Genomic DNA, 11949 nt, shown 5'->3' with positions numbered 1-11949 from the left:
GCCGCCTTCCGCTGGGTGCTCCCTTGCCCGGTGCGCGCGACGAGAGGCTGACGGTCCGACAAGACCCCCGTTCTCTCCGCTCCCGCCGCCGCTTCGGTTCGCCGGCCAAGCGAGCCCTCCCTTGCGACGGGACAGGTGGAGCATGGCGCGGTTGGCGGGTGAGGCGAGCTGTTTGGCGTGAACGGCGGGCGATGCCTTGCCGTTTCAGGGATTGAGGGGCGGGGTTGTGCGCGTTGTTCCCTTCTCCCCTTGCGGGAGAAGGTGGCCGAGCGAAGCGAGGTCGGATGAGGGGTTGCTCGACCGTGGATGAAACGGGCGGATTTCGAGGGCGGCGAGACCCCTCATCCGTCAGCCCCCGATCAAGTCGAGGGCCGCCACCTTCTCCCGCAAGGGGAGAAGGACGACCGAAGGCGCGCTTTTCGGTTGGGGGGAGAAGGGCTAGGTTTTCGCCATGCCTGAATTACCCGAAGTCGAAACCGTGCGTCGCGGCCTGGAGCCGGTGCTGGAGGGGGCGCGGCTGACGGCGGCGCGTCAGAACCGGCCGGATCTGCGCTTTCCCTTTCCCGAGCGGTTCGTCGAGCGGCTGAACGGGGCGACGGTGCTGCGGCTGGACCGGCGGGCCAAGTATCTGCTGTTCCCGCTGTCGACCGGCGAGACCTGGGTGACGCATCTGGGCATGACCGGGCGCTTCACGCTGGAAGGCGTGGCGCCGGGGGCCTTCGAGACGGATGCGCCGATCGTCGGCAAGCACGAACATATGAGCCTGACGGCCGAGCGGGCGGGGGTGATCACCCGGCTGGGCTACGCCGACGCGCGGCGCTTCGGCTTCATGGGGTTGATCCCGACCGAGGCGGTCGAGGGTCATGCTTGGTTTTCGGGGTTGGGCCCCGAGCCGCTGGGCAACGGCTTTTCGGCCGCCCATCTGGCCGAGGCCTTCGCGGGCAAGGCGCAGAACATCAAGGTCAGCCTGCTCGACCAGAGGATCGTGGCGGGTCTGGGCAACATCTATGTCTGCGAGGCCCTGTATCGGGCGCGCATCTCGCCGCTGACCCCGGCGGGCAAGGTCAGCCGGTCCCGGCTGGAGCGGCTGGCGACCGAGGTGAGGCAGGTCCTGGCCGACGCCATCGCGGCGGGCGGCTCGACCCTGAAGGACTTCGCCAACGTCGAGGGCGGTCAGGGCTATTTCCAGCACCGCTTCGACGTCTATGGCCGCGAGGGCCAGCCGTGCCGGACGGAGGGATGCTCCGGCCTGGTGGCGCGCGTGGTCCAGGGCGGGCGCTCGACCTTCTTCTGTCCGGTCTGTCAGAAGCGATAGGGGGCAAGGTGTTCCAGTGGGCGGGCTGAGGCGCTAGACCTGCCGGCGAACGATAATATGAGGAGCGCCCTGATGGCTGACGCCTATTCCACCCTGCTGATCGAACGCTGCGCCGACGGCTATGCAGTCGTCACCCTGAACCGGCCCGAGGCGTTGAACGCGCTCAACACCGCGCTGACCGGCGAGCTGGGCGACTTCCTGGAGAGCGTGGCCGACGACGACAGCGTGCGTTGCGTGGTCCTGACCGGCTCGGTGAAAGCCTTCGCCGCCGGCGCCGACATCAAGGAGATGGCGGATCAGGCCTACGCCGACATGTATCGCGGCAACTTCTTCGCTCGCGCCCACGACCGGGTGGCCAGCTTCCGCAAGCCGATCATCGCGGCGGTGTCGGGCTACGCCCTGGGCGGCGGCTGCGAACTGGCCATGCTGTGCGACTTCATCATCGCCTCGGAGACGGCCAGGTTCGGCCAGCCCGAGATCAACCTGGGCGTGGCCCCCGGCATCGGCGGCTCGCAGCGTCTGACCCGCGCCGTGGGCAAGGCCAAGGCGATGGACATGTGCCTGACGGGGCGGATGATGGACGCGGCCGAGGCCGAGCGCGCCGGCCTGGTGTCGCGCGTGGTGGCGTCTGACGCCCTGCTGGACGAGGCCCGCGCCGTCGCCGCCAAGATCGCCTCCCAGTCGCTGCTGGCCGTCATGGCCAACAAGGAGCTGGTCAACGCCGCCTTCGAGACGACCCTGACACAAGGGGTGGTGTTCGAGCGCCGCCTGTTCCACAGCCTGTTCGCCTTCGAGGACCAGAAGGAGGGGATGGCCGCCTTCGTCGAGAAGCGGAAACCCGTTTTCAAGGGACGCTGAAGCCCGCCCAAATCCTTTGCCTGACTCAATTCCGGCCGGGTGCGCGTTGACCGGTCGGAGCCTTTCCGCTATAGCCGCCCGCTCTTGAGATTTCCTCGCCGTGGACGTGGGTTCGCGGCGTTTTCGTTCGAAGGTTTTACCCGATGGCCAACAATGCAGGCGCCCGCAAGGCGATCCGCAAGATCGAAGCGCGGACCGAAGTAAACAAGGCCCGCCGTACCCGCGTCCGCACCTATCTGCGTAAGTTCCAGGAAGCCCTGACGGGTGGCGACGCCGCCTCCGCCAAGGCCGCTTTCATCACCGCTCAGTCGGAACTGATGCGCGCCGTGTCCAAGGGCGTGGTTCACAAGAACACCGGCTCGCGCAAGGTTTCGCGCCTGGCCGCCCAGCTGAAGAAGCTGTCGGCCGCCTGATCCAGAGGGCGTCGCGGACGGGGTTTCACGACTTCGTCAAACGACGTCATCTGACGCGTTCGGACTACCCGTAACAGGGTTGTCGCAAGAAAATCTAACGATTTCAACGGCGAGGAAGCGCAAGCTCCCTCGCCGTCTTGCTGTCTGGCGCTAAGTCGCCGAGAGAATCCAGCGTTCGAAATTGCGGCGAAATCGCCATTTTCCCAAGCGCTGCCGGGGTTTGCCGGAGTCAAACAATTTAAGTGCGAATCTCGACTCGAATCAGCGTTGATCTCCGGCGTGCGGCGCGTAAGTTTTGGCCTGTAACGCACTTCCATCCCAATCCGGATGAAGACGGGGGAAATCAATGGTTTCCGCCGGCGGGAGACGTCTGTCCGTGAGTACGACCCCACCTGCAAAGCCTTGGCTTCGCGGGGCAGGAGAAGTCGTCCCGGCGGTCGCCTTCGACGTGCGTTCGTTCGGTGGTTCTAACTCTTGGCGGGTGTGCTTTGACGATTTTGGGGGGCGCGGCGATGACGGGCATGACGGATCCTGACCGTATCTGGACTGAGGCGGCGGGCCGCCTGAAGACCGAGATCGGCGATGGGCCGTTCAGCAGCTACATCGCGCCGTCGGCCGTGCGGCTGGACGGATCGGGCAATCTGATCCTGGTGACGCCGACCGCCTATGCGCGGGACTGGGTGCGCAAGAACGCCCTGCGTCGCATGAACGAGCTGTGGCTGGGCCTGGACGGCCTGTCGCGCCGTCTGGACGTCCGTTGCCGCGCCGAGGTGGGCTCGCCCGCCCCGGCGACCGCCTTCCCCGCCGGCGAGGCCCCGCGCCTGGCCTCGGTGGGCGGCGTGGTCGCCCCGGCTTCGGCTATGGCTCCGGCCTCGGCCATGGCCGCCTCCGCCTTCGCCCCCTCGACCGACGGCGCCCGCGCCGTCCGCGCCGCCGGCCTGCAGGAGCGCCTGACCTTCGACAGCTTCGTCGAAGGCCAGGGCAACGCCTTCGCCCTCGCCATCGCCAAGCAGGTGGCCAGCTGGGCCGACGGCCACTTCAACCCGGTCTTCTTCTGCGGCCCCTACGGCTACGGCAAGACCCACCTGCTGAACGCCATCGCCTGGGAGGCGCAGCGTCTGCGCCCCGACGCCAAGGTGGTCTATCTGACCGCCGAACGCTTCCTGTCGACCTTCGTGCGCGCCATGCAGGACCGCTCGACCGCGGCCTTCAAGGAAAGCCTGCGCTCGGCCGACATGCTGCTGCTGGATGACGTCCAGTTCGTCGGCGGCAAGACCAGCACCCAGGAAGAGCTGCTGAACACGCTGACGGCCCTGATCGAGGACGGCAAACGCATCGTCCTGTCGGCCGACCGCGCCCCGACCGCCCTGACCGACGTCGAGCCGCGTCTGCGCAGCCACCTGGCCGCCGGCCTGACCTGCCCGGTCGAGGCCGCCGACCGCAGCCTGAAGATCGCCGTGGCGCAGTCGCGCCTGAGCGCCCTGGCCAAGCTGGGCGTCGTCTCGGGCCAGGCCCGCACCGACGTTCTGGAACATCTGGTGGACCGCACCCCCGGCTCGATGCGTGAGCTGGAAGGCGCCGTGAACACCCTGGCCGCCGTGGCCGGCGCCCGCCTGGCCTCGCTGGGCGTGGACGAGGCCCAGAGCCTGCTGGGCGTCGCCCTGCGCGGCGGACCCGAGCGCCGCATCACCGTCGACGAGATCCAGAAGACGGTGGCCGACCACTTCAACCTGAAGCAGGCCGATCTGCTGAGCGAGCGCCGCACCCGCGCCATCGCCCGCCCGCGCCAGATCGCCATGTACCTGTGCAAGCAGCACACGACCCGCTCCTATCCCGACATCGGCCGTCGCTTCGGCGGACGCGATCACACGACCGTCCTGCACGGCGTGCGCAAGATCGAGGAGCTGATGCCCAAGGAAGAACAGATCGCCCGCGACGTCGAGGCCCTGACGCGCAAGCTGCGCGGATAAAAGGGAAGTGCCGCGCAAACTGCGCGGCTAAAAGGGGAGTGACGCGCAAGCTGCGCGGATAAAAGGGAAGTGCCGCGCAAGCTGCGCGGCTAAGGTTCTTCCACGGGCGGCCTGTGGATAGCGGGGGCAGTCGTTTCATGACGACGGCCCCCCGTTGCCCCCGCCGCTCAATGCGCTAGTGTTCCAGCCCATCCTTACGGCGACGCTGATGAAGGCGTCGCGCCCGGGCGAGACCACATGCAGCTGACCATCGAACGTTCCGCGCTCCTGAAGGCCCTCGGGCACGTTCAGAGCGTGGTCGAGCGCCGCAACACCATTCCGATCCTGTCGAACGTGCTGTTGAGCGCCGGGCGCGACCGCCTGGCCTTCGCCGCCACCGACCTCGACATGGAGATGGTCGACGAGGCCGAGGCCCAGGTGAACGTCGAGGGCCAGATCACGGCCCCGGCCCACACCCTGTACGAAATCGTCAAGAAGCTGCCGGACGGCGCCGAGGTCTCCCTGACCTATTCGGGCGATGATCCGCGGCTGGTGATCTCGGCGGGCCGGTCCAAGTTCAACCTGCCGGTCCTGCCGGCCGGCGACTTCCCCGTCATGTCGACGGAATCCACGGGCGCCCGCTACACCCTGCCCAAGGAAGATCTGGCGCGCCTGATCGACAAGACCCGTTTCGCCGTCTCGACCGAAGAGACGCGCTATTATCTGAACGGCCTCTATCTGCACACGGTGGCCGAGGGCGGCATTCCGCTGCTGCGCGCCGTGGCCACCGACGGCCACCGTCTGGCCCTGGCCGAGACCCCGGCGCCGGAAGGCGCGGCGGGTGGTCCCGGCGTCATCGTGCCGCGCAAGACGGTCGATCAGGTCCGCCGCCTGCTGGACGACGGCAACGGCCCGGTCCAGGTCCAGGTCTCGGCCCAGAAGATCCGCTTCGAGTTCGGCCAGGCCAGCCTGACCTCCAAGGTCATCGACGGCGCCTTCCCCGACTATCTGCGCGTCATCCCCAAGGGCAACGACAAGCAGGCCGACATCGACAACGCCCTGTTCGCCAAGGCCGTCGACCGCGTCGCCACCATCTCGGCCGAAAAGAGCCGCTCGGTGAAGCTGGCCTTCGACAACGACCGGGTGAAGCTGACCGTCCGCAACATGGAAGCCGGCCAGGCCGAGGAAGAGGTCGAGATCGGCTATTCCGAAGAGCCGTTCGAAATCGGCTTCAACGCCCGCTACCTGCTGGACGTCGCCGGCCAGATCACCGGCGAGACCGCCCACTTCAAATTCGCCGACCCAGCCAGCCCGACCCTGGTCCTCGATCCGGCCGATCCGGGCGTGCAGTACGTGCTGATGCCGCTGCGGGTGTAGGACTAGCTTTGAAACTAGTCCCTCCGAGACTCAAGCGTGTCGATCTGAAGGGCGCATTTGGCTTCGATGCCGATTTTTTTGCCGCTCAGAAAAGGTTGTTCGAGTCCATTGTCGGGCAAACTGCGGAAGTTAGATTCTCGCTCCAAGTGAGAAGTGGTACCAAGTATGAGGTGGACACCGTGGAGGGGTTGGCCCTCCTGCCTTTCGATGACGTGCGGGGGCGCTCCTCATTCTCCGTGGAGTATAAAGCTGGTGGTCAATCGTTAGAGATTGATGTCCGCTACTGGTCGCCAGCTTGGGTCACTATTTCTAGCTGGTCGGAACAGGCGGCGGAGCGGCTTGCAAGCGAAGCTGTGTCTGGCGTTGAGGCGCGTAGGCTGTGGTATAGCTGGATCTTTAGCGCATGGACTGGTGGCCTGGTGGCTATACCTGCCGGCCTATTGCTGGGAGCCGCGCTGCCACTTAGCAGCATGCAGGTGTCATCAATACGCACGGTGCTTTTTGCGTGTGTTGCATACGCCCTAGGGGTTGGTGCCGCCGCTCTCGCTCGGCGTATGCTCTTCGATACAGTTGTCATGACGATCGGAGCAGAAGCCGCGCGGCAGGCGACCCTTGCCAAGGGGCGTGGCTATCTTTTTGGCACTGTTATTGGTGGCATAGGCCTCGCGGTCGTTGGGGCTGCGGCCAGCGCGTTCTTCTCGCAGCCTTGATCCGCTCCCTCGCCCTCACCGACTTCCGTTCCTATGCGAGCGCCAGCCTGCCGGTTTCCGGCGGGGCTGTGGTGCTGCATGGGCCGAACGGGGCGGGCAAGACCAATCTGCTGGAGGCGATCAGTCTGCTGACCCCCGGCAAGGGGCTGCGCGGGGCGACGGCGCAGGAGATGGGGCGGCGCGAGCCGGGCGAGGCCACAGGCCGGGCCTGGGCCGTCATGGTCACATTGGACGAGAACGGCGAAGAGGTCCGTCTCGGCACCGGCGTGCAGGCGCCGGGGGCGGCAAGGCGCATCGTCCGCATCGACGGCGAGACGGCGCCGCCCGGACGTCTGCTGGACCACCTGCGCCCCGTCTGGGCCACGCCCGAGCAGGACCGGCTGTTTTCCGACGCGCGGGCGGCGCGGTTGCGGTTCTTCGACCGGCTGGTGTTCGCGGCTGATCCCGATCATGCGGCGACGGTCTCGACCTATGAAAAGGCCCTGCGCGAGCGGCTGCGGCTGCTGACCGACGGGGCGGAAGGTCGGCCCGCCGATCCCCTGTGGCTGGACGCGCTGGAGGCGCGGCTGTCCGAGGCCGGGGCGCGGGCGGCGACGGCGCGGACCCGGGCGCTGACGGCGCTGCAGGTCGGCATCGACGCGCGCGGCGACCGGCCCTTCCCTCAGGCCGATCTGGGTCTGACCGGGGAGGCCGAGGCGATGGCGGCGGCGGGCGCGGACGAGGCCGATATCGTCGGCATGCTGGGCGAGGGCTTCGTGCGGGCGCGGGGGCGCGACGCCGCCGCCGGACGCTCGCTGTTCGGGCCGCATCGCTCGGACCTGACGGCCATCCACCGCGAGAAGAACCGGCCCGCCGCCGAGGGCTCGTCCGGCGAGCAGAAGGCCCTGGTGCTGAACCTGATCCTGGCCCAGGTCGGGCGGCTGGCCCGTCCTGAATTTGGGCAGAGCGCGCAGCCCGTCCTGCTGCTGGACGAGGCCCCGGCCCACCTCGACGAGGTTCGTCGCGCCGCCCTGTTCGACGAGATCGAGGCCCTGCGGCTGCAGGCCTTCATGACAGGGACGGAGCGCAGTCTGTTCGCCGCGCTGGAAGGCCGGGCGCAGTTCGTTTCGGTGGAAGGCGGGGCGCTTTGGTCCCCTTCTCCCCTTGAGGGAGAAGGTGGCTCGCGCAGCGAGACGGATGAGGGGTGACGGCGCGTTCGGAGGTCCTCAGAGCGCGTCGTTCGGTCGCCCGTAAAATCGCGTTGAGAGACCCCTCATCCGAGCGCCTTCGGCGCCCACCTTCTCCCGCAAGGGGAGAAGGACAAAGAGTGGCTTTTCTCTCCAAATTTCCTATATGTTATCGTCATCGGGGCGCGTTGAATTGCGACCTGATGCGGACGGCTGAGAGGCCGTCTTTTCCCTGTCCGTCCGCGGACCCTGAGCCGACGTTTTCATGACCGACCAGACTGACGCCTCGCCGGAATACGGCGCTGATTCCATCAAGGTTCTCAAAGGCCTGGACGCGGTGCGCAAGCGCCCCGGCATGTATATCGGCGACACCGACGACGGCTCCGGCCTGCACCACATGGTCTATGAGGTGGTCGACAACGCCATCGACGAGGCCCTGGCTGGTCACGCCGACCTGGTCCAGGTCATCCTGAACGAGGACGGCTCGGTCACCGTGACCGACAACGGTCGCGGCATTCCGACCGGCATCCACGAGGGCGAAGGCGTCTCGGCGGCCGAGGTCATCATGACCCAGCTGCACGCCGGCGGTAAGTTCGACCAGAACTCCTACAAGGTGTCGGGCGGTCTGCATGGCGTGGGCGTCTCGGTCGTCAACGCCCTGTCCGACTGGCTGGAACTGAAGATCTATCGCGACGGCAAGGCGCACCAGATGCGCTTCGAGCGCGGCGACACGGTCAAGTCGCTGGTCGTCACCGGCGACGCGCCGATCCGCACCGACGGCGACAAGGCCGGTCAGCCGCTGAGCGGCACCGAGGTCACCTTCTATCCATCGGTCACCACCTTCAGCCACATCGACTTCGACCTGAAGACGCTGGAACACCGGCTTCGCGAGCTGGCCTTCCTGAACTCGGGCGTGGTCATCAAGCTGGCCGATCATCGCGGCGCCGAGCCGGTCGAGATCATGCTGCACTATGAGGGCGGCGTCGAAGCCTTCGTGCGCCACCTCGACAAGTCCAAGACGCCGATCCTGAAGGACGTCATCGTCATTCGCGGCAAGAAGGAAGGGATCGAGCTGGATCTCGCCCTGTGGTGGAACGACAGCTACCACGAGACCATGTTGTGCTTCACCAACAACATCCCGCAGCGGGACGGGGGCACTCACCTGTCGGCCTTCCGCGCCAGCCTGACCCGCGTCATGGGCGCCTATATCGAGAGCTCGGGCGCCGGCAAGAAGGAGAAGGTCTCCGTCTCTGGCGAAGACGCCCGCGAAGGCCTGACCTGCGTTCTGTCGGTCAAGGTGCCGGATCCCAAATTCTCCAGCCAGACCAAGGACAAGCTGGTCTCGTCCGAGGTGCGCCCGGCGGTCGAGAACCTGTGTTCGGAAGGCCTGGCCCAATGGTTCGAGGAACACCCGGTCGAGGCCAAGGTGGTCGTCGGCAAGATCATCGAAGCCGCCTCGGCGCGTGAGGCCGCCCGCAAGGCGCGCGACCTGACGCGGCGCAAGTCGGCCCTGGAGATCTCGAGCCTGCCGGGCAAGCTGGCCGACTGTCAGGAACGCGATCCGGCCAAGTCCGAATTGTTCATCGTCGAGGGCGACAGCGCCGGCGGCTCGGCCAAACAGGCGCGCAACCGCGAGAACCAGGCCGTCCTGCCCCTGCGCGGCAAGATCCTGAACGTCGAGCGCGCGCGCTTTGACCGGATGCTGTCGTCGGAGACGATCGGCACTCTGATCCTGGCCCTGGGCACCGGCATCGGCCGCGACGACTTCAACGCCGACAAGCTGCGCTATCACAAGATCATCCTGATGGCCGACGCCGACGTCGACGGCGCCCACATCCGCACTCTGCTGTTGACCTTCTTCTATCGGCAGATGCCCGAGCTGATCGAGCGCGGCCACGTCTACATCGCCCAGCCGCCGCTCTATAAGGTCTCCAAGGGCAAGCAGAGCCGCTACATCAAGGACCAGTCCGAGATGGACGCCTACCTCATCGAGGAAGGCTGCGCCGACGCCGAGTTGGACCTGGCGTCGGGCGAGCGCCGCATGGGGCTGGACCTCCAGGCCCTGGTGCGCGAGGCCAAGGCCTTCAAGGGTCTGGTCGACCGGCTGTCGCCGCGCGCCCCCGCCTTCGCTATCGAGCAGGGCGCCCTGGCGGGTCTGTTCACCGAGAGCGCGGGCGAACTGGAAGCGCGCGCCGCCGAGACCGCCGAGCGTCTGAATCTCTACGCCGAGGAAGGCGACGGCCCCTGGTCGGGCGGTCGCGCCGAGCAGGGCGGGGTGGTCTTCAGCCGCGTCCGTCGCGCCGTCAGCGAGACGATCGTTCTGGACGAACAACTGGGCCGCTCGCTGGACGCGCGTCGCCTGGCCGAGCGCGCGGCGGCCTTCGACGGCCTGTTCGACAAGCCCGCCGTCTATCGCCGCAAGGACAAATCCATCACCATCCGCGGTCCGCTGGACCTGCTGACCGCCGTGCTGGACGCGGGCAAGAAGGGCATCGCCATCCAGCGCTACAAGGGCCTGGGCGAGATGAACCCCGAACAGCTGTGGGAGACGACGCTGGACGTCAACGCCCGCACCCTGCTGCAGGTCAAGGTCGACCACGCCGACGACGCCGACGACCTGTTCGCCAAGCTGATGGGCGACGTGGTCGAACCGCGCCGCGAATTCATCCAGGAAAACGCCCTGGACGCCGCCGTCGACGTCTGACGGCGGCGCCCGACAGGCCGGCTGCGAAGCCGGCCTGTTTCCGCGCGCACCGGGCGCGGCGGCCCCGACGCGGCGTCAATCCGGGCTAAAATATGACTTTTCCGTGTTCGGTTAGCGGCGTCTTGACGGTAACGGGGCGCGGCGCAGCAGTGGCGCCGTGGAGCCCGGCCTGGCCGGGACGGGAGAAGGTCATGAGAAACCTGCTGTTCGCGGGCGCGGCCGGGCTCGCGCTTATGTCCGCCTCGCCGGGCGCTGCGCCTCAGGATTCCAGCAAGACCGCCGCCTATGGCGAGATCGTCCTGCGGGTCGGGTTCACCCCGGATCCCTACCGCGTCGCGGTGACGGCGGGGGGCGCGATCGACGCCTATGCGGATACGCCGCTGCCGGCGACCTGCGTCGGCGATGTCGCGGACGCGCCGGATTTCGAAGTGACCTATGAGGCGGGGCGGCGGCCGCTGGTGTTCCGCACCCTGTCGTCGGTGGACACGACCCTGATCGTCAACGGGCCGGATGGAAACTGGTTCTGCGACGACGACAGCTATGGCGACGGCGACGCCCAGGTGCGTTTCGACAAGCCGCGCAGCGGCGCCTACGACATCTGGATCGGCACCTTCGGCGGCGGCACGGCCAACGCGACCCTGCTGATCACCGAGACGCCCTGAAACCGCGAGCCGGAGCCCTTGATCGGGGCTACTGGTCCTCGTCGAAGCGGCGGGCGACCAGGTCGCTGAGCGCTTCGAGGGCTTCGGCCGCGTCGGGACCCTCGGCCTCGATCTCGACGCCGCAGCCGATGCCGGCGCCCAGCATCAGCAGGCCCATGATCGAGCGGGCGTCGACGGTGACGCCGTCGCGCGTGACACGGATTTCGGATTCGAAGCCCGAGGCCAGCTTGACGAACTTGGCCGAGGCGCGGGCGTGCAGGCCGCGCTGGTTGCAGATGTTGACCGTGGCCCGAACGGGGGTCTGGACCGGGGCGTCGCTCATTTTTCGCCCGCCAGCACCCACGACGCCACGGAGATGTATTTGCGTCCCGCGTCCTGGGCATGGGCGACGCAGGTCTCCAGGCTTTCGCGCCCGCGCACGCTGGCCAGCTTGATCAGCATGGGCAGGTTCAGCCCGGCGATGACCTCGGCGTGGGTCTGCTCCATCACCGAAATGGCCAGGTTGGAGGGCGTGCCGCCGAACATGTCCGTCAGCAGGATGACGCCGTCGCCGTCGTTCACGGCGGCGGCTGCGTCGACGATGTCGCGGCGGCGCCGCTCCATGTCGTCCTCGGGGCCGATGCAGATCGCGGCCACGCCCCTTTGCGGGCCGACCACGTGCTCCATCGCCGCCAGAAATTCAGAGGCCAGGCCCCCGTGGGTGACGATCACCAGCCCGATCATGAAGGCTTCACCAAGACAATCCGCCCCGCGCTGCTGTCCTCAGCGAACGCCCTTGGGCGCCCGGACTGATCT

11 protein-coding genes are annotated in these 11949 nt (G+C 67.5%); 9 read left to right on the top strand and 2 right to left on the bottom strand.

Annotated features, from left to right (window positions below; genetic code table 11):
• Window positions 1-451: 451 nt before the first annotated feature.
• The 9 genes from mutM (at window position 452) to AC1DJ5_RS12330 (ending at window position 11154) form a co-directional block, all read left to right on the top strand.
• Entirely contained in the window at window positions 452-1315 is an 864-nt protein-coding gene (mutM, locus tag AC1DJ5_RS12370) for a bifunctional DNA-formamidopyrimidine glycosylase/DNA-(apurinic or apyrimidinic site) lyase (protein ID WP_477020786.1), read from the top strand.
• Window positions 1316-1387: 72 nt separating this feature from the next.
• Complete coding sequence (locus AC1DJ5_RS12365) at window positions 1388-2173, top strand: enoyl-CoA hydratase (protein WP_441454749.1); 786 nt, start codon at window positions 1388-1390, stop codon at window positions 2171-2173.
• Between the two features lie 143 nt (window positions 2174-2316).
• Entirely contained in the window at window positions 2317-2586 is a 270-nt protein-coding gene (gene rpsT, locus AC1DJ5_RS12360; RefSeq protein ID WP_441454748.1) for a 30S ribosomal protein S20, read from the top strand.
• Between the two features lie 512 nt (window positions 2587-3098).
• Window positions 3099-4556: a chromosomal replication initiator protein DnaA gene (gene dnaA / locus AC1DJ5_RS12355; protein WP_441454747.1), complete on the top strand. Its 1458-nt coding sequence runs from the start codon at window positions 3099-3101 to the stop codon at window positions 4554-4556.
• Window positions 4557-4793: 237 nt separating this feature from the next.
• Complete coding sequence (gene dnaN, locus AC1DJ5_RS12350) at window positions 4794-5912, top strand: DNA polymerase III subunit beta (RefSeq protein WP_441454746.1); 1119 nt, start codon at window positions 4794-4796, stop codon at window positions 5910-5912.
• Between the two features lie 8 nt (window positions 5913-5920).
• Window positions 5921-6622, top strand: a complete 702-nt coding sequence (locus AC1DJ5_RS12345) for a hypothetical protein (protein ID WP_477020785.1) — start codon at window positions 5921-5923, stop codon at window positions 6620-6622.
• On the top strand, window positions 6619-7809 hold the full coding sequence (recF, locus tag AC1DJ5_RS12340) for a DNA replication/repair protein RecF (protein WP_477020784.1): 1191 nt from the start codon (window positions 6619-6621) through the stop codon (window positions 7807-7809). The genes AC1DJ5_RS12345 and recF overlap by 4 nt, the downstream gene beginning before the upstream one ends.
• A gap of 244 nt (window positions 7810-8053) precedes the next feature.
• Window positions 8054-10492 (top strand): DNA topoisomerase (ATP-hydrolyzing) subunit B, encoded by a 2439-nt coding sequence (gene gyrB, locus AC1DJ5_RS12335; RefSeq protein ID WP_441454743.1) that lies wholly within the window; start codon window positions 8054-8056, stop codon window positions 10490-10492.
• 191 nt (window positions 10493-10683) lie between these two features.
• On the top strand, window positions 10684-11154 hold the full coding sequence (locus AC1DJ5_RS12330) for a peptidase S1 (RefSeq protein WP_441454742.1): 471 nt from the start codon (window positions 10684-10686) through the stop codon (window positions 11152-11154).
• Window positions 11155-11182: 28 nt separating this feature from the next.
• Here the strand turns inward: AC1DJ5_RS12330 and AC1DJ5_RS12325 are convergent, their stop codons facing one another.
• A complete protein-coding gene (locus AC1DJ5_RS12325) occupies window positions 11183-11476 on the bottom strand; it encodes an HPr family phosphocarrier protein (protein ID WP_441454741.1) in 294 nt (97 codons plus the stop codon).
• A complete protein-coding gene (locus AC1DJ5_RS12320; RefSeq protein WP_292035039.1) occupies window positions 11473-11877 on the bottom strand; it encodes a PTS sugar transporter subunit IIA in 405 nt (134 codons plus the stop codon). The genes AC1DJ5_RS12325 and AC1DJ5_RS12320 overlap by 4 nt, the downstream gene beginning before the upstream one ends.
• Window positions 11878-11949: the final 72 nt, after the last annotated feature.

Source organism: Brevundimonas sp. 01N35 (assembly GCF_056399785.1).
Note: the sequence above shows the minus strand (reverse complement) of the source record. Positions and strands in the feature narration are given on the sequence as shown.